The organism is Pseudomonas sp. TE6288, assembly GCF_054062095.1.
Genome location: NZ_JBSSEW010000002.1, coordinates 307,012 through 326,047 on the forward strand (window position 1 = coordinate 307,012; position 19,036 = coordinate 326,047).

Annotated in this window: 9 protein-coding genes; all 9 read left to right on the plus strand. The window is 61.0% G+C overall.

Annotated features, from left to right (window positions below; translation table 11 throughout):
- Window positions 1-152 precede the first annotated feature (152 nt).
- The 9 genes from ACVWY1_RS03195 (at window position 153) to ACVWY1_RS03235 (ending at window position 19,009) form a co-directional block, all read left to right on the plus strand.
- Window positions 153-1,589: an IS1182 family transposase gene (locus tag ACVWY1_RS03195; RefSeq protein WP_457377768.1), complete on the plus strand. Its 1,437-nt coding sequence runs from the start codon at window positions 153-155 to the stop codon at window positions 1,587-1,589.
- Between the two features lie 513 nt (window positions 1,590-2,102).
- The gene (locus ACVWY1_RS03200; protein WP_457377769.1) at window positions 2,103-5,804 is read left to right on the plus strand and encodes a CHAT domain-containing protein; all 3,702 of its coding nucleotides are present in this window, start codon (window positions 2,103-2,105) and stop codon (window positions 5,802-5,804) included.
- Window positions 5,805-6,276: 472 nt separating this feature from the next.
- Window positions 6,277-9,276, plus strand: a complete 3,000-nt coding sequence (eprS, locus tag ACVWY1_RS03205; RefSeq protein WP_457377770.1) for an autotransporter serine peptidase EprS — start codon at window positions 6,277-6,279, stop codon at window positions 9,274-9,276.
- A 167-nt stretch (window positions 9,277-9,443) separates the two neighbouring features.
- Window positions 9,444-12,425 (plus strand): autotransporter domain-containing protein, encoded by a 2,982-nt coding sequence (locus tag ACVWY1_RS03210; protein ID WP_457377781.1) that lies wholly within the window; start codon window positions 9,444-9,446, stop codon window positions 12,423-12,425.
- A gap of 756 nt (window positions 12,426-13,181) precedes the next feature.
- Complete coding sequence (locus ACVWY1_RS03215) at window positions 13,182-14,144, plus strand: proline dehydrogenase family protein (protein WP_457377771.1); 963 nt, start codon at window positions 13,182-13,184, stop codon at window positions 14,142-14,144.
- 174 nt (window positions 14,145-14,318) lie between these two features.
- A complete protein-coding gene (locus tag ACVWY1_RS03220) occupies window positions 14,319-15,380 on the plus strand; it encodes a threonine aldolase family protein (protein ID WP_102683395.1) in 1,062 nt (353 codons plus the stop codon).
- The gene (locus tag ACVWY1_RS03225) at window positions 15,377-16,681 is read left to right on the plus strand and encodes an ATP-grasp domain-containing protein (protein WP_102683396.1); all 1,305 of its coding nucleotides are present in this window, start codon (window positions 15,377-15,379) and stop codon (window positions 16,679-16,681) included. The genes ACVWY1_RS03220 and ACVWY1_RS03225 overlap by 4 nt, the downstream gene beginning before the upstream one ends.
- Complete coding sequence (locus tag ACVWY1_RS03230; RefSeq protein WP_258599653.1) at window positions 16,678-17,901, plus strand: MFS transporter; 1,224 nt, start codon at window positions 16,678-16,680, stop codon at window positions 17,899-17,901. The genes ACVWY1_RS03225 and ACVWY1_RS03230 overlap by 4 nt, the downstream gene beginning before the upstream one ends.
- Window positions 17,888-19,009, plus strand: a complete 1,122-nt coding sequence (locus tag ACVWY1_RS03235; protein ID WP_457377772.1) for an aminotransferase class V-fold PLP-dependent enzyme — start codon at window positions 17,888-17,890, stop codon at window positions 19,007-19,009. Before ACVWY1_RS03230 ends, ACVWY1_RS03235 begins: the two co-directional genes overlap by 14 nt.
- The last annotated feature ends 27 nt before the right edge of the window (window positions 19,010-19,036 follow it).

Here is a 19,036-nt window from a genome sequence, read left to right on the forward strand (position 1 = left end):
ACTGCTACTCACCGTTCGGAAAGTGAGTTTCCGGACGCTTACTTAATACTCGCACACCTAAGTTTCTCCAATGTCCGCTATGGGTCCAGGTTGTGTGAAAACGCCTGCGATTGTCTAACCTTCTGATCGTCGAGATCGGGGCGGGGACGATCATGAAGCGATTCATTGAAGGTGAGGCTCGGACGCAAGTCACGTTGCTGCCGGAGTGCCTGGACGATTACATCACCGAAGAAAATCCAGTTCGGGTGGTCGACGTTTTCGTCGATGAACTCGACCTGGGATCACTCGGCTTTGAGGGTGTCGATCCGGCTGCAACGGGTCGTCCGGCCTACCATCCAGCAGTCCTGCTGAAAATCTACATCTATGGCTATCTCAATCGGATTCAGTCCAGCCGCCGGCTTGAGCGTGAGGCCGGGCGCAATGTCGAGCTGATGTGGCTGACGAGGCGATTGGCGCCTCACTTCAAAACGATTGCAGACTTTCGCCGAGACAATGGTAAAGCCATTCGTAGCGTCTGCCGGCAGTTCGTTGTGCTTTGCCGCAACCTCAATCTCTTTTCCCAATCGATCATCGCCATCGACGGCAGCAAATTCAAAGCCGTGAATAACCGCGACCGCAATTTCACTCAAGGTAAAGTGAAGGCGCGCATGCAGCAGATCGAGCAGAGCATCGACCGCTATCTAGCGGCAATGGATTCAGCGGATCGGGCAGCGCCGGAAGTGGCCGAGGCCAAGACTGAGCGGTTGAAAGACAAAGTCGAAAAACTGAAACAGCAGATGCAAAAACTCAAGGACATCGAGGCGCAGCTTCAAGCCAGTCCCGATCAGCAAATCTCACTTACCGATCCAGATGCCCGTTCAATGGCCACAAGCGGCCGAGGCTCCGGCACAGTTGGGTACAACGTACAAACAGCAGTCGACGACAAACACCATCTGATCATTGCCCATGAGGTGACCAACGTTGGTAATGATCGCGGGCAACTGAGCAATATGGCTAACCAGGCACGGGAAGAAATCGGTGTTGAGGCGCTGACGGTGGTTGCTGATAGAGGCTATTACAAAGGCCCGGAAATCCTTGCTTGCGAGCAAGCTGGCATCACCACCTTTGTACCTAAACCACTGACATCGAGCAGCAAAGCGGAAGGCCGATTCGGCAAGCAGGACTTCATCTACATGGCTGCTTCGGACGAATATCGATGCCCTGCGGGTCAGTTGCTGACGCGCCGGCATTCCTCAGTGGAAGACGGCATGCTACTGCACTGCTACTGGTTTTCAGGATGCCAGAGCTGCTCCATGCAGAAGCAGTGTACGACCGGTAAAGAGCGGCGATTAAAGCGCTGGGAGCATGAAGCCGTAGTCGAAGGAGTGCAGATTCGATTGGAGCATGATCCGGGGAAGATGACGGTTCGCCGGCAGACGGTGGAGCATCCCTTTGGCACGCTCAAATTCTGGATGGGAAGTACCCACTTCCTGACCAAAACCCTGCCGAGGGTAAGCACCGAAATGAGCCTTCACGTGCTCGCCTACAACCTCAAACGAATGATGAGCATCTTCGGCATCGCAGGGTTACTTGAGGCGATCAGGGCGTAAACCCCGCTGTTTGCTGGCCCGCAAACAGCTATATGGGCCGCTGACGCGGCCCATATAGCGCTGCAAACGTTTTTTTCGCTGGGTGAGGCTATTCGCGCTCTCGCGTGCTGATTCCACAGGCAGTCAGCTCGACTCTGAATTTTCGATGTATTTACTGCGTTTTCACACAGCCTGGACCCAAAGCAGACGTTGGTGGAGGGCAGCTTTCGGCCAACACCGGACGCTCATTGGTTTACCTATATCGTGTGTTCCGCAGGCCGTTCGAGAATTACACTTCTGGCAAGTCAGGTCCGAATCGTGGGTAGCTGGACAGCCCGATGCGTTGGCCTCCCGCCGCGATACGGTCACGTCGCACCACTAGACTTTCGAAATCACAACGACCACAAAGGGACTGAGGTTATGCCTGTAGACGCTGAAGGCTTGGGGAATTTCAAGCTATCCCATCTGTTCAATAAACGGAACCTCCCGCTACCAGGGGACGCTCTGCTCATCCCATACGCTCACCAGGAACAAATGCTCGCAAGCAGCTGGCCCGCCGCTTTCATGCTGCGCCATAAGGAGACCTCAAGACTGGTCTACCCTGGCACCACGTTCATCGCGCCTCCACATGAGGTGTGGGCCTACGACGCTGATGCCACGTTTGAACTGCTCGTACAGGGCCTGCCACTGGGGCCGGAAGAGCTGAGCGACCCTGCCCAGAAGAAGGCGCTGAGGGCAAAGTTCACCTTCGTCCGGTGCAGCGACCTGGAGTCCCGTAGCCTGGTGCAGGCTTTTGACAACGCACCTGCAAAGCAGTTCGTCTTTGTCCCCGACGTGAGCCTGTACAGCAACCCCGATAGACTCGCGGCAGGAGACGTGGGCGCGGCACCCAAACTGGAAGAAGACATTTGGGTGCGTAACACCGTTGCCACTGTGCAGCAGTTAATTCATTTGACTAAGCAGAAGTCATGTTTCTTGTTCCTAACCAGTCCAACCGATCCGCCCATCAAACCAGCGAACATCGATCTGATCAGGGCAGTCGAGAATCTGAGCATGGCCAGTTTTCGCACCTCCGATGAAGAGTCCTTCCAGCTGTGCCTCCAGAAAATGGTGGCTTTGGCCAAGGCGGGTCGTGTGGAAGAGGCTCTCGACCAGCTGGATGCGGAGCCTGTCTCAGATTTGATGAAGTTAATGGCGCGCATTCAGATCGCCCACCACTCAGGCGACAGCAAAGCTGCCGCAAATCTGATTCGGGAGCTGTTGCAGCAAACTACGGTCCCGACTAGCTCGGCGTCGCGCCTAGCAGCGATTTGCTGCCAAGGCGATGACTTACCTACCGCTAAGCGCTTGATAGAGGATGCTATCGGTGAAATGTCGCAGGAGGAGGCGCTGTCGGTCTGCTTGCAAATGGTCACGAAGATGCGCGACGCGGCTTTGGTGGAGCGGGTCTGGACGAAGTTCAAGGCCCTCTTCCCCGCGAATCCAGACCTGCAGTACGACTGCGAGATCCGCATGCTCCAGATCTGCAGTCAGGATGCGGACGAGGTACAGATCAGCCCCATCGCCCGGACCGGTTTTATGGAGTTCCACACACTGCTCGCGGACAGACTCGTACCGGAGACCGACGTCGACTACCAGAAGCTACTGGAGGAAGTACGGACCCAATGGCCGCAGCACCATGACGTCGCTGCCATGTGTGCCGCTACCCACGCAGAGGTGTTCGGCGAGGCGCAGGCCGCCTGGGGTCTCGCTGGACTGCTGATTCCAAGCACTCGCTTTGCTCCTGCTGCCGCCAAGCTTATCGTGCAGAGCATGCGCGCGTTATTCCTAGTGGAGGCGGTCAGTCAGGAACAGCTTGGTGTGTATGTGGTGCCGCTGAAGTTGGTCGTCGAGTATCTGGGACAACACCCTGATGACAAGGAGATCCGGGCCTTGCTTCGCAGGACGCTGTCCGTCGAGTTTGCGGGTCGAGAGGGCTTGGCCCTCATCGCTGCGGTGGCCGCCGAGTTCGCGGACAACATGCCCGAGCCAGTGGCGGAAGAATCCGGCTTCGACATAGCCACCGACGAGGAATATCAGACGTTCATGCAACGCTGGAACGAGTGGGCGGAGCAACAGGTGATGGTCGACCCGCGTGCGCCGCTTCCCGCCGATGTGGTGGGAGCGAACGCAGGAGGGTTAGCGCGCTTCATCCGGAACTTCATTGAACACGGCGTCGTGGAGTACGACCAGGCGGACGATCTCGAAACCTTGAGCTTTCAGGCGCACATCCTGGCGCCGTTGGCGCGCCATGTCCCGGGCACCTACGACGACCTTCAAGCCTTGCGTGCTCTGTCGGCGAAGTTTTCTCTGATGAACAACAACCAGCGCGCACGGGACCTGGCCGAACTGATCCTCGCAATCGCCGGTGACCAGCCCGGCCGCAGGCGCCTCGCCTGGAGCGCCTTCGCCGATATCTACCAGCGGTCGCATGATGCCACTGACGCCCTCCTGGCTCTGGCATGTGCCGGGGCAACCCACGCGCAATTGCCCGCGAACGATCTGTACCAGGAGGCGTACACCCACCTGCGGACGCTCCGCGACATGGGGCTTTACGCCACCGCCGAGGTACTGCTGGGAAAATGCAGCAACCTCTTCGGGACGCTCGGAATGACTGACGCTATGCGGCACCGATTGGAGGTTGTCGGCCTAACCCTGCAGATGCACAAGGGGCTGGTCATGGAAGTGGCCGCGCTTCAGACCTTCCAGGAGAAGTCCCTGCGTGTGTTTCTCGACGCCGTCCGGCTGGGGGATGAATTGTTCGCGTCGGCCTATCTCTTCGTGCAGGCACTGGGGCTGTACGAGCGCGCGGGCGGCCAACTGACTTTAAAAGTGGCTGAGGCGAAGCAGCAAGCGTTGACGGCCATCGGGCCCGAGGCCGCGTTCACACTGCAGGTGATCTCCGCCAAGCGGCCCACGGCGGCTGAGCTGGTAGACCTGCACAACCGGATCGCGCGCTCCCGTTACGCATCGAACGCACCCACCGATGCCTTTGCTACTAACCTGGTTGCCCATCGGCTTCTGGCACCAGCCGATCCGGAAGTGGCAGTGCAGGACGCCTGCCTTGCGATCGAGTTGCTGGCTGACCGCGGATTAACGCTGGATGCTCCGCCGGCGCCGTTGATCGTTGACCGTCCGATCCGGTTTGCACAAATGCTCGCTCAGGAGCATCAGGTCTCTGTGCTCATGCTGGCACACGACAGTGCGGACGAATTGGTCGCCACCATCGTAGAGCATGGCGGGGAGAGAGTCCAAAGGGCTCCGGCATCCTCAATTACCGCACGTGACCGGCTGCGAACTTGGTCGCAGGCGTACCCGTTCAAATACGGACTGATCGACCCCCGAGAGCGCGTAGATGTCGACGGCAACGAGTCGCGCTTGCGGATTGTGGGGGACGGTGAGTTCTATGAATCTATGCGCCCCTTCAGCATCCCCCTGCCGGAAGGCAACCGGGTCCTGGTCGTGGCCGAGCCGGAAGTTGCACAGCTCACCTTCAATCTGGTGCTGCGGCCCGGCGGGGACCTGATCGGTTATGACACTGCAATTGGCACGGTGCCGTCTTTGACTTGGCTCGATTCCACCCTCCAGAGGCCCAGGACGAGCGGTGAGCGCCGCGTGGCATGGCTCTCCGACGCAGGTGACCCGGCAGAGTTAGACGCGATGCGCGTCGTCAGAGGAATGCTCGAGCCGCATCTGGACTCTTATCGCATCACCTTGGACACGTCGCGCTACCTGCCTCAAGGTCTGGAGGGGGCACAGATGGCTATCGTGACGGCCCATGGACAACTGGCACGGGGGGACAGGTACTTCAGGCGTATTGTCGACGAGGGAGCGCTGAAGGAGTCCCCACTGGCCCTTGCCCGATCACTGGCCCAGGTCGAGTTGGTAATCCTCTTTGTATGCAGTGGCGGCCGCATGGATCGCCATCCCAGCGCCAGCACTACGGTCGGGTTGCCGAAGATGTTGCTGGAGCAGGGCTGCCGCACCGTCATCGCATCCCCTTGGCCGCTGGAGTCGCTCGCTGCTGGACCTTGGCTTGAGGGCTTTCTTATGCATTGGGAGCGGGGCGTCACGGCCATGGACGCGTGTCACGAGGCGAACAAGCGTATGGCTGCCAGGCGCGAAGGCGAGCCGCAGTTTTCCCTGGCGATGGCGGTCTATGGAGACCCTCTACTTGTCCGGCCACCGGGCACATAAGGGGGCGCAGTGCAGTGCCGATATTGGCTGTCTGATTGGATGCACGGGACCTGCATGGGTTGAAGGTAGAGGACGCAGTATTGTTACCTCCTTTTTTGGAAGAACGTGTTCCAGAAAAAAACAATCGGCAACGTTTCTGTTACCTGGTTATTTTGCAATTGTTCGTCGGCAGATGTCGGTTAGGCCAGCATAAGACAGGTGGGGTGTTACAAGCTTAATTAGGAAACACCAAGGGCGCCACACAGGCGCCTTCCCTTTATGCTGTCTTCCTTCCTCTCAAAGTCTCCCCGGCAACCTGTTCGAGAAGGTAAAAACGCATATTAGATATGCAGTGCTGGCGCATCGCGTAATCGAGAAACGTCATATCCTTCTGCTGCTCGATGAAGCCGTGCCTTGCGGCCTAGCGATGCAGTAACACACTGGTCGACCCAGGATGGGCGATCCGACAACAAGAACAAGAGAAGTCATCGACATGGATGTGAGATGTGATCAGCTCAAGACGCTGACGGGCACGCTGTGCCTGGCGTTTGCCAGCGGCCTGCCACTGTCGGCTGCGGCGGCCTATCAGGACACTGGCCGCCTGGGCGACCCCGCCAGCTGGCGCTCGGTCGAATACCTGCAGGACTGGGGCCTGGAGCGCATGCAGGCGAGCCAGGCCTATGCCGCCGGGTTCACCGGTGCCGGGGTCAGCATCGGCGCCCTGGACTCGGGATTCGATCCCGCCCATCCCGAAGCCAGCCCCGGGCGTTTCCACGCGGTCACTGCCACCGGTCAGTACCTGGACGGTACCCCGTTCAGTGTGTCCGGGGTGCTCAATGGCGCCAACGACAGCCATGGTACCCATGTCACCGGCACCATGGGCGCGGCCCGTGATGGCGTGGGCATGCACGGCGTGGCCTTCAATGCCCAGGTATACGTGGGCAACACCAACAAGAATGACAAGTTCCTGTTCGGCACCGATCCCGATCCGCGGTATTTCAAGGCGGTCTACGACGCCCTGGTGGATGCCGGGGCTCGGGCCATCAACAACAGCTGGGGCAGCCAGCCCAAGGATGTCAGCTACCAGACCCTCGGCGACCTGCGCGCGGCCTACGCCCAGCATTTCCAGCAGGCCACCTGGCTCGATGCCGCTGGCGATGTGGCGCGTCGGGGTGTGATCAATGTGTTCAGCGCCGGCAACAGCGGCTATGCCAATGCCAGCGTGCGCTCGGCGCTGCCGTACTTCCAGCCGGAACTGGAAGGCCACTGGCTGGCGGTATCGGGCCTGGACAAGAACAACCAGCAGAAATACAACCAGTGCGGCATCGCGAAGTACTGGTGCCTGGCGACTCCGGGGGCGGCAATCAGCAGTACCGTGCCCGGTGGCGGCTATGCCACCTACAACGGTACTTCGATGGCCGCGCCCCATGCTACCGGGGCTTTGGCTGTGGTCATGGAGCGTTATCCCTATCTGAACAACCAGCAGGCCCTGCAAGTGCTGCTGACCACTTCGCGCCAGCTCGATGGCTCGCCGACCCAGGCGCCCAGCGAGCGGGTGGGCTGGGGCGTCCCGGACCTGGGGCGGGCCTTGCACGGCCCAGGGCAGTTGTTGGGGGAGTTCAACGTCAACCTGGAGCGTGGGCAGGGCGATAGCTGGAGCAACGGCATCTCCGACCAGGCGCTGGTGCAGCGTCAGGCCGAGGACGTCGCGGAACGTCAGGCCTGGCAGCAGACCCTCAAGGATCGCGGCTGGGAGCATGGCCTGGCAGCGGGCGCCAGCCAGCAGGACCGCAGTGACTATGCCCTGGGCATGGCCCGTGACGCAGCGGCTGCGCAGCGGGTTTACCAAGGCAGCCTGGTCAAGTCCGGGGCCGGCTGGTTGGTGCTCACGGGTGACAGCAGCTACCGCGGCCCGACCCGCGTCGATGGCGGGTTGCTGGCGGTTAACGGCAGCCTGCAATCAGCGGTGACGGTCAATGCTGGCGGTACAGTGGGCGGCAATGGCCGGGTCGGTGCCCTGATTGCCAACGCTGGGGGCGTGGTGGCCCCGGGTAACTCCATAGGTACCTTGAATGTCGCCGGCAACCTGGACTTGCAGCCGGGTTCGACCTATCAGGTGGAGCTGTCGCCCACGGCCAGTGATCGACTCGTGGTGGATGGTCAGGCCAGCGTCGCTGGCGCCAATCTCAATCTGGTGCCCCAGGCTCGGCCGAACCTGCTGGCCGGTGGCCCGGTCACCAGCCTGGTGGGGCGCCAGTTCGACATCCTGCAGGCAGCAGGCGGCGTCGATGGACGCTTTGCCCAGGTCCAGCCCGGCTACCTGTTCCTTGGGACCGTGCTCGACTATTCCGCCAACGGCGTGCAGTTGGACGTGACGCGCAGCGCCGCGACGTTCGACAGCGTCGCTGCCACGCCCAACCAGCTCGCCAGTGGCGCCGCCGTGGAGCGCCTGGGGCCGGGCCATCCGGTGTATGAAAGCCTGCTGTTCTCGACCTCGGCGGACCAGGCCCGGGACGGCCTGCGCCAGCTCGCCGGAGAGATCTACCCGGCGCTGGACTCGATGCTGCTCAGCCAGGGCTCGGTGTTGCGTGACGCCTTGGGCGAGCGTGTGCAAGGCGCCGCACCGCCTGCCAATGCGCCTGGCACGACGGCGCGCGAGACAGGCTCGACCCAGCTCTGGCTCAAAGGCCTGGGCAGTTGGGGGCGCATCGAGGGCGTGCAGGGCAGCGAGTCCTATACCAGCTCCCTGGGCGGCATGCTGCTGGGCCTGGACCGGGACTTCGACGAGCAGACCCGCGCCGGGCTGGCCGCCGGCTACAGCGACAGCTCCCTGGGCATGGGCGGCAGCCACTCCCGGGCCACGGTCGACAGCTACCACTTGGGCGCCTATGTCCGCCACGACGTCGACCAGCTGCGCTTGAGCCTAGGCGGTAGCTACAGCTGGCACCGTGCCGAGGTTCGCCGCGACCTGGCCTATGCCGAGGTGTCCGGCCGCCAGCGCGCGCGGATCGATGCCCGCAGCCAGCAGCTGTTTGCCGAGGCGGCCTATCGCCTGGCGATGCCGGCGGTGCAGCTGGAGCCGTTCGCCAACCTGACCTACCAGCACCTGGACCGTGATGGCTTCCATGAGAAAGGCGATGCCGCAGCGTTGCAGGCGGGCGACGAGCAGCGTGATGCCTGGTTAAGCACCTTGGGCCTGCGTGGGCGCCAGCAATGGCAAGTGGGCCCGCAGCAGGACCTGCAGCTGGCGGCGAGCCTGGGCTGGCAGCACCGGCTGAGTGGAACCCAGGACCGCGAGCACCTGGCCTTTGCCGGCAGTGATCTGCCGTTCCGGGTGGAGACGTCGCCGGCCTTGCGCGATGCCGCGCTGGTCGGGCTCCAGGCACGGGTGGGACTGACCCGCGACCTGGACCTGAGCCTGGACTACCAGGGGCGCCTGGCCAGTCGTGAACAACAGCATGGCGCGGGGCTCAACCTGCAATGGCGTTTCTGAGGCGTCGTGGCGCCAGTTGTTGCAATACGGAGTTCGACCAACGCGGTATTCAATCCATACAACTAAGGAAGGTCGTAGTGAAGCGAGTCAGACAGGATGACAGCGCACTTGGGCAGGGCTGGGCCCTGGCACCACTGTGGCGGGTATTGGTGGGCTGGGCGGCATTGATGGGCACGGCCCAGGCCGCGCCCTATGTGGAGAGTGGCCGGCTGGGCGACGCCAGCAGCTGGCGCAGCAGCGAATTCAAGGCCGACTGGGGGCTGGGGGCGATCCATGCCGACAGCGCCTATGCCGCCGGCTACAGCGGCAAGGGGGTGAAGCTGGGAATCTTCGACCAGCCGGTGTATGCCCCGCACCCCGAGTTCGCCGGCAAGGACAAGATCGTGACCCTGGTCACCAGCGGCATCCGCCAGTACACCGACCCCTACATCCCGGTAAAGGCCGGTGATGCCTTCCGCTACGACGGCAGCCCGTCGGTAGGTTCGGATGGCAAGCTCGGCTCCCATGGCACCCACGTCGGCGGGATCGCCGCCGGCAACCGTGATGGCGTGGAGATGCATGGCGTGGCCTTCAATGCGCAGATCATCAGCGCCGACAACGGCGACCCCGGCCCCGAGGATGGCATTGTCCTGGGCAACGATGGCGCGGTGTACAAGGCCGGCTGGGACAGCCTGGTGGCCAGCGGCGCGCGGATCATCAACAACAGCTGGGGCATCGGCATCACCGATCGCTTCGCCAAGGGCGGGCGTAATCCGGACTTCCCGCATTTCACGGTGGATGATGCCCGGGCGCAGTTCGCGCAGATCCAGCCGCTTCTGGGCACCTTGCCTGGCGGCGCCTATGACGGCGCCATCGCCGCCGCCCGTAGCGGGGTGCTGACCATCTTCGCCGCCGGCAACGACTACAACCTGAACAATCCCGATGCGATTGCCGGGTTGGGCTATTTCGTACCGGAGATCGCTCCCAACTGGATGACCGTGGCGGCGTTGCAGCAGAACCCCGACACCAGCAGCGCCAACCCATACGTGATCAGCACCTTCTCTTCGCGCTGCGGCTATACCGCAAGCTTCTGCGTATCGGCCCCCGGCACCCGGATCTACAGCGCGGTGATTGGCGGTACTAGCCTGGAGGACCTGACCCAGGGTTACGCCAACAAGAACGGTACCTCCATGGCCGCACCCCATGCTGCTGGCGCAGCGGCGGTACTGATGGAGCGTTTCCCCTATATGAGCGGCGCGCAGATCGCCAGCGTGCTGCGCACCACCGCAACCGACATGGGCGCGCCCGGTATCGATTCCTTGTATGGCTGGGGCATGATCAACCTGGACAAGGGGATCCGCGGCCCCGGCATGCTGGTTACCGAGCAGGACATTCCCGAGGAGTTGCGTATCGCTGGCGGCTACGGCCCAACCCAGTTCGTCGCTGACTTGCCGGGTGTCGGCGCCCTGGTGGATGCCGGCAGGCCTACTGAAAGGCGCTGCACCGACCTGAGTTGCGTGCTGGACCTGTGGAGCAACGACATCTCCGGGCATGGCGGCCTGACCAAGCAGGGCATCGGCACCCTGGTGCTCAGCGGTAACAACACCTACGCCGGGCCGACGCTGGTCAACCAGGGACGGCTGGCGGTCAATGGTTCGCTGCAGTCGACCGTGACGGTCAACGACGGCGGCGTGCTGGGCGGCAATGGCAGGATCGGTGCGCTGGTGGTCAACCGCGGCGGCGTGGTGGCGCCCGGTAACTCCATCGGTACCTTGCGCGTGGCTTCCGACGTGACCTTCCAGCCGGGCTCGACCTATGCGGTGGAGGTGGACAGCACCGGCAGCGACCGCCTGGTCAGCGATGGCCAGATAGCTGTGGGTGGCGCGAATCTGGCCCTGGACCTGCAGAACCCAGGCGTTTCGCTGCAGTCCCAGCAGGCCACCAGCCTGGTGGGGCGGCAGTTCGACATCCTCGATGCCGCAGGCGGCGTGCAAGGCAGTTTCGCCCAGGTGCAGTCCAACGCGTTGTTCCTCGGTGGGGGCTTGGCGTATACCGGCACTGGGGTGCGGCTGGCGGTAGAGCGTAATGCCACGTCGTTCGCCAGTGTCGGCCTGACCGCCAACCAGCGTTCGGTGGCCGCGGCGGCCGATCGGCTCGGCGCGGGCAACCCGGTCTACGAGAGCCTGCTGTTGTCGGGCGATGCCGGCAGTGCCCAGCAGGCATTCGATCAGCTGTCCGGGGAAATCCACCCGGCGGTGGGTAACCTGTTGCTCAACGACAGTCGCCAGTTGCGCGACGCCATGGGCGAGCGTACCCGGCTACAGGGTGTGGAAGGCCAGGACAACGGCCTGTGGGTCAAGGCCCTCGGCGCCTGGGGCAAGGCCGACGGTGATTCCGGACATGCGCGCTATAGCAGTTCGATTGGCGGCATGCTGCTGGGGATCGACGGGCAGATGAGCGAGGACACCCGTGTCGGCGTCTTCACCGGCTACAGCGACAGCTCGCTGAGCATGGGCGATGGCCGTCATTCCTCGGCCAGCGTTGACAGCTATCACCTGGGTGCCTATGCCGGCAAGGAACTGGAGCAGCTGCGCCTGAGCGTGGGCGCCAGCCACAGCTGGCACCGTATCGAGACCAAGCGCGAACTGCAGTACAACGAGGTCAGCGATCGCCAGAAGAGCAAGCGTGATGCCCAGAGCACCCAGGTGTTCGGCGAGGCGGCCTGGAAGGTCGAACTGCCGAGCGTGGCGCTGGAGCCGTTCGCCAATCTGGCCTACGTGCATATCGCCAGCGACAGCTTCAGGGAGCATGGCGGCGCTGCCGCGCTCAAGGGGGGGCAGGATAACCGCGATGCCTGGCTCTCGACCTTGGGCATGCGGGCCGGCAAGCAATTGCAGTTGTCCAGCGGCCAGGCGGTTGAGCTTGCCGCCACTCTGGGCTGGCAGCACAACCTGAGTTCTACCGGGGCCGACCAGCACCTGGCGTTCGCGGGCCAGGGCGATACTTACAAGGTTCAGGCTCTGTCACTGGATCGTGATGCGGCAGTGGTCGGTGCACGGGTAGGGATTGCCCTGAGTCGCCAGGCCCGGGTCAACCTGGACTACAACGGACTGCTGGGTAGTCGCGACAAGAGCCACGGGGTCGGCCTGACCCTGGATTGGGCGTTCTGACGCCCCGTTTGCCCTGGGAGAGACTGCAGAGCGCGAAACGCGACAGGTTAAATGCTCTGTTCAACGCTGCTCAGCCCCTGCGACGTTAATGTGCAGGGGCTTTTTATTGAATAGAATCCTTGTGACCTGAAGCAAAAAGCGCTGCGTCATGGCCTTTACAATTGGACCAAACAGGTCGATTAACCTGATAACACTGGATTCAGTTTTTCTAAGTGGTCTTTTTGCTTTGATGTCTTATCGCCACTCGCGATAAAAGACAAGGCGTTCTGGACAAAACCCAGCAGTTAACTACCCCTCATTTGAATGGTTATCCATCACCCTCATCAACTGGGTGTTATCAATACCACTTATAAAACGACCCTCCATTCGATAAATTTATCGTTGTGGTGCCCCCTGCCGAACTAAGTGGTAGCGCTGCTACCGCACGCAAGTTTTTGTTCAACTAACTGATCTGTTGAGTTTTTATTTATTTTTAGTAGATGGCGATGTGATGGCCTTTTCCAGTACGCTCTCCCTTATGCACATTCAGTTGGCCACAGGGTGACGTCGTTATTTGATAGTCGGTCAGTGCGCCGTAGCAAAACGGTAAACATCTGTTTGTACGGTCTACCTGGCGACTGCACCCGGCTTCGATGCTGGACAATGTAAACAGTGGCTGCTTAGGATTTTGCAGCTGATCGATTCAGCCGTTGTTGCCTATTGTCGAGTGGCCGTACAAGAGACGTACGCCGTTGCCCTGCTCAAGGAGAGAGACTGATGGTTTCCCAGGAAATGTCTACCCTGGCTGCCGCCGCCCTGAAGAAACTGGCCATGAACAAAGCGTGCAGGGAGGCGTTCAGTGAGGACGCCTTGTTCTTCAAGTTGTTCGAGCCTGCCGCGCAACGCTATTTTCTTGCGGCGAACCGGGAAGCCCTGCTGCCCAAATTGCAACTGCTCAACGGCAAGGGCTATGCGCTGAGCGTCGAGTACGTGGGCGAGGAGAATGCCGACCCGGCGGTGGTACAGCGTTTCGTCGATGAATACCTTGCATCGATCCAGCCATTTGCCGAAGCGGGGCTCAAGCCCCAACTGAGCTTCGACCTCAGTGCCGTTGGCCTGGCGGTCTCCCAGGAGATGGCCTACAAGAATGCCTCCACCATCATTGCCGCTGCGGCGGAACATGATCTGCCGGTCATGATCAGCATGGAACACGCCTCGGCGGTGGACAGCATCCTTGAGGTGTATGGCGAATTGGCGCCTGCCCACGCAAACGTTGGCGTGACCCTGCAGGCCTACTTGCACCGCACCCTCGACGACCTGCCGAAGGTCCTTGGTTACGGACGCAAGATCAGGTTGGTCAAGGGCGTTTACAACGAACCATTGGAAGTGGCACTGCCACGTGGCGACGCGCTGGATGAACGCTACCTGCACCTGCTGCGCAGGGTGCTGGACGCGGGTGTGCCCGTCAGTTGCGCCACTCAGGATCCGGCGCTGATTCCGCGGATTCTGGCTGAGCCACGGCATGCCGCGAACCTGGAACTGGAGATGCTGCATGGTGTGCAACCGGCAGTGCTACGCCGGGCCAGGGAGACCGGAGTGCCTTGCCGTATCTATGCGGTGTACGGCGGTAGTTGGTACCTGCACTTCTTGCACCGCCTGGCGGAGTCGCCAATCGAGATCCTGGGGGCGCTGGCCGATTTTAGCGACCCTTCCCGCGTTGTATTTGGCGCCGATTACTAAACCGCCCAGCGATTTATATATCCGTTGACCTGCCTAAGTTTCAGCTAACGTTGGTTTCCCTTCGTTGCTTCGCGCTTGAGCGGCAATGTTTTGACAATAAACGTGAAAGTTTCACGCGGTGCTCCGTGTGAACTAAAAGGCATGCCTTTCACATGACAATATCAGGGAGTAGACATGTTCATTGACCTCAGAAGCGATACTGTAACAAAGCCCACAGAGGGTATGCGCAAGGCAATCTACGAGGCCGAGGTCGGTGATGATTGCTTTGGTGAAGACCCCAGTGTCAGCGCGCTGGAACGATATTGTGCGGACTACTTCCAGAAGGAAGCCGCGCTGTTTACCACCGGTGGCACGTTGAGCAATCAATTGGCGATCAAGGCCATGACGCGGCCGGGCGACGAGATCTTCCTGGATGCGTCCTATCACATTAACTTCTATGAATCCGCTTCGACTTCGGCCTTCTCTGGGGTGAACTTTTCCCTGACCCAGCATGACGATGGCTTGTTCGATGTAGCGGACCTGGAGCGACTCCATGCCTCCAAATGCCGTTGGAGCCAGAACTATGCGACGCCTCGTGTCGTTGTGGTGGAAAACACCCTGGGTTGCAAAGGCGGCGGCATCTTTCCGCTCGAGCAGATGAACCAGGTGTTTGCCTATGCCCAGCGTATCGGCGCGTACCGCTACCTGGATGGCGCGCGCATCCTGCATGCGTCAATTGCTACCGGTATCGATGTGACGTCGTACACCGACAATGCCGACCTGCTGTCCATGTGCCTTTCCAAAGGCCTCGGTGCTCCAGTCGGATCGATCATGATGGGGTCGCGTGAGCTTATCCAGCAAGCCAAGAAGTACCGCAAGTGGTTCGGCGGCGACCAACACCAGAGTGGAATGATGGCTGCGGCAGGCCTTTATGCCATGCGCAACAACATCGAGCGCCTGGCCGAGGACCACGAGCACGCGGCGCTGTTGCATGCCCAGTTCGCCGAAGTTGAAGAAGCGCGCTCGGGTTACAAAGGGACCAACATGGTCACCCTCGACATTTCCCGCCTTGGGGTCACGCCGATGCGGTTTGCCGAGCTGCTCAAGGATCGTGGCGTGGGGGCACTCCCCTACAACGACAAGGAAATACGCCTGGTTCCCCACATCAATATCGATCGGGCACAGATCATCAAGGCAGCAGAGCTGATCAAGACCCAGGTAGGTGAACTCGCCCATGCCAAGGAGGCCGTGAAATGATCTACAAGAAGAACGTGGTGCTGGTGGTGGATGCCTATTCCATCGGCAGCCTGATCGCCCCGGCATTCATTTCACGCGGCTACGAGTGCATTCATGTGCGTTCGACCGACAACGTCAACGCGTTCTACGAGTCGTGGTTCCGGGCAACGGACTTCATCGCCGATCTGCATTACCAGACCGACGCCACGCTCGATGAAGCGCTGAGCCAGTACAAGGTGCAGTTCGTCCTCGCAGGGTGCGAGTTCGGCGTCGAGCTGGCGGCTCATCTGGCGGCGCATTTCAATGTCGCGCGGCACAACGATCCCGCGCACGCGATTCGCTGGAGAAACAAGTATGAAATGCACGAAGCCCTCAAGGGGGCGGGGGTGCGTTCCATCAAGCATTTCCGTTCGGCGGAGTTGGCCGAGATCCAGGCATGGATCGAACAGCAGGATCTCTTCCCCGTTGTATTGAAACCCATCAACAGTGCGGGTTCCGACAACATCCACATCTGTACCGATTCTGCCGAGGTGGCTCACGCCTTCGCGACCATCAAGTCCAGTCGCAACATTTTCCTGGCGCAAAACGAACAGGTTTTGGTGCAGCAGTATCTGGACAACTCCGATTTCTTCTCCGAACTGAAGTCGGACAAGGGTAGGGACGTCGATATCGAATACTGCGTCAACACGGTCAGCGTGGACGGCCAGCATTTCGTCAGTGAGATCATTCGCGTGTACCGTACCCGCATCGGTGCCGCGCCCGTGCATGACTACAACCAACTGATGTGCCCGGTCGACAATCAGGACGTGTACCGCCGGTTGTCCGAGTATGTCTTCTCGGTGCTGGATGCCTTGGGTATCCAGCAAGGGGTCGGGCACAGCGAACTGATGATCGTCAACGACGAGCCGGTTTTGCTCGAGACTGCCGCCCGGATGCCAGGGGGGATCGACCTGTCGGCCTATACCCGGGCCCTGGGGCACAACCAGCTCAATCTCTGGGTGGAGTCGCTGATCAATCCACAAGGCTTCCTGGAGTACCGGGCCCAACCCAGGAAGAAACTGTACTTCCACTCCAGCTGTGTCTTCCTCATTGCCCGTGCCAGCGGAACCATCAGGCAGCGCCCAGATATTTCGGTGTGGAAGCACATCCCTGGGTTGCACAGCATCAAGATCCAGCATGAGGGCGTGCTCAGCGAGACGAATTCGCTGGAGAACTCTCCAGGGCATGTATTCATCCTGGACAAGGACCGTTCTTCGATTCAGGACAGCATCCAGCTGTTGCGAGAGGCCGAACCGGCCATCTATCAGGGCATGCTGGCATGAAGCAGGGCGCTGCCGAGCTGACGCTGGCCGAGGGCAGGCTGTACACCCCGCCTGTGATGCTGCTGCTGTCGGCCACCTTCATCCTCACCCTGGCGCGGGCAATGACCCTGCCTTATCTGGTGGTCTATTGCGCGGAGCGCTTCGGCCTGGGGGTGGCTGATGTCGGGTTGGCGCTGGGGGGGGCGTTGATGGCGAGCTCCCTTCTCAGCCTGTACGGTGGTTTCCTGGTCGACCGGTTTTCCAGTTATCGGATTCTCCTGGTGGCCGGAAGTCTGTTCGCCCTGGCGTTTGGCGCTGCCTTTCATACCGCCATGCTCGGCGTGTTCTTCCTGGCGATCGTGGTGGTGAACCTCGCCTATGCAGTCATCGATATCGCTGTCAAAGCCTGCATCGGCACACTGGTGGTCGCGCAGCGAAGAGGCGCGGTGTTCTCGGTCAAGTACACACTCACCAATATCGGCTTTGCCGCCGGGCCATTCCTTGGGGTCATGCTTGCCAAGGTAAGCCCTGGGGTACCTTTCGCGGCTGCCGGACTGGTGGGAGCGGTGTTCGTGCTGGCGTATGCCTTGCTGGGCGAAAAGTTATCCACACCCGTTGCCAGCGCACCGGCCGAGCAGGGGTTCTTCAAGGTGCTCGGGTATCTCTTCAAAGACTATCGCCTGGTGTGCTTCACCTTGGGTGGCCTGCTCAGCGTGATCGTGTTCGGCCAGTTCTCCGCCTACCTGTCCCAATACCTGCTGGTCACCAGCAGCCCGGAGCACACCTATCAGGTCATCAACTACCTGGTCACCACCAATGCCTGCGTGGTCATTGGCCTGCAGTACCTGGTGGGCTCGCGGATCAACCAGGGCAATCTTTTTCGCATGCTGTGCCTGGGAATGCTGTTTTTCCTGGTGGGATTGGTCGGCTTCAGCGTCGCCGAGCAAGTGCCGGTTTGGGTGATCGCGATGATCGTGTTCACGGTTGGCGAAATCATCATCATCCCCACCGAATACCTGTTCATCGACTACATCGCTCCTGCGCATCTGCGCGGCATCTACTACGGCGCGCAAAACCTGTCGAACCTGGGGGCTGCGCTGGGGCCGGTGCTCTGCGGGCTGGCGCTTTCGCTGTACCAGCCACAGGTCATGTTCTATGTGCTGTGCCTGTGTGTGGTACTGGCGACGGGTTTCTACTACATGGGTTGCAAGGCCAAGGAGGGTGCGCATGATTCACTTTAATACCGCCGGCGCGGGGCTATTGTCGGCGCACGCGTTGGAGGCAATGCAGGGGTTTCTGCAACGCGAACGGGATCAAGGTGGTTACGAGGCCGAGCTGGCCTGCGCGCAAGTGTTGGACAATGAGCTCTACCACAACATCGCCCGCCTCATCGGGGCGCAGCCCGGCGACATCGCGCTGTTCGACAGCGCGACGAAGGCCTGGGTGACGGCGCTCGACGCACTGGATTGGCACGTCGGTGACCGTGTCCTGGTAACGCCCTACGAGTATGCGGGCAATCTCATCGCTCTCGAGCACTTGCGCCAGCGCCATGGGGTGGCGGTCGATGTCATCCCCTTGCTGGAAAACGGCGACCTCGATCTGGCCTGGCTGGCCGAGCATCTGCGCGATGACGTCAAGCTCGTCTCGATCGTCCACGTGCCGTCTTGCTGCGGCATCGTCAATGATGTGGAGGCGGTCGGGAGGCTGCTGCGGGGCCACCCTTGCGTCTTTTTCGTCGATGCCTGCCAGTCGCTGGGGATGTTGCCGATCGATGTCCAGGCCATCGGCTGCGATGTGCTGACAGCTGCCGGGCGCAAGTTTCTCTGTGGCCCCAGAGGCACCGGATTCGCTTACTTGTCCGAGGCGTTTCGGGCCGTTGCAAAGCCGAGGTTCACCGATCTGCATCGGGCGACCTTCAGCGTTGCCAATGGTGTAAGCCTGGATCAGCGCGATGCGCGCTGCTTCGAGTATGCAGAACGCAACAGCGCCGCGTTTATCGGGTTGAACATCGCTGTGCTGGAGCGGCTGGCGGGGGGCTATGTCGATGATTGCGCGGCTTACCGGTTCCTGGTGCAGGCGCTCGAGGGCAATGCGCAGCTGCGCCTGATCGCTCCTGGGGCGCGTCAGCGAGGGATCGTGTCGTTTTTCCATGCAGGGGTTCCTGCACCTGAGGTGGTCAGCAGGCTTCGCTTCAATGGCATCAACTGTTGGGCAGGTTATGCCGCTCACACGCCGTACTTCATGAGTGACCGTGGGAGCCCGCGTTTTGTGCGTGTTTCGCTGGGATCCGCCAGCACCGTTTCACAGGCCGAACAGTTCGTGCACTTGCTGCGAAACATTCACCAGTAACGACTGTGGCGTGAGTGACACCGCCCT

Excerpts from the sequence above, each read along its gene's own strand:
- ACVWY1_RS03235 (WP_457377772.1), top strand. The coding sequence starts at position 17,888 with ATGATTCACTTTAATACCGCCGGCGCGGGGCTATTGTCGGCGCACGCG.
- eprS (WP_457377770.1), top strand. The coding sequence starts at position 6,277 with ATGGATGTGAGATGTGATCAGCTCAAGACGCTGACGGGCACGCTGTGC.
- ACVWY1_RS03195 (WP_457377768.1), top strand. The coding sequence starts at position 153 with ATGAAGCGATTCATTGAAGGTGAGGCTCGGACGCAAGTCACGTTGCTG.
- ACVWY1_RS03215 (WP_457377771.1), top strand. The coding sequence starts at position 13,182 with ATGGTTTCCCAGGAAATGTCTACCCTGGCTGCCGCCGCCCTGAAGAAA.
- ACVWY1_RS03210 (WP_457377781.1), top strand. The coding sequence starts at position 9,444 with ATGGGCACGGCCCAGGCCGCGCCCTATGTGGAGAGTGGCCGGCTGGGC.
- ACVWY1_RS03230 (WP_258599653.1), top strand. The coding sequence starts at position 16,678 with ATGAAGCAGGGCGCTGCCGAGCTGACGCTGGCCGAGGGCAGGCTGTAC.
- ACVWY1_RS03200 (WP_457377769.1), top strand. The coding sequence starts at position 2,103 with ATGCTCGCAAGCAGCTGGCCCGCCGCTTTCATGCTGCGCCATAAGGAG.
- ACVWY1_RS03225 (WP_102683396.1), top strand. The coding sequence starts at position 15,377 with ATGATCTACAAGAAGAACGTGGTGCTGGTGGTGGATGCCTATTCCATC.
- ACVWY1_RS03220 (WP_102683395.1), top strand. The coding sequence starts at position 14,319 with ATGTTCATTGACCTCAGAAGCGATACTGTAACAAAGCCCACAGAGGGT.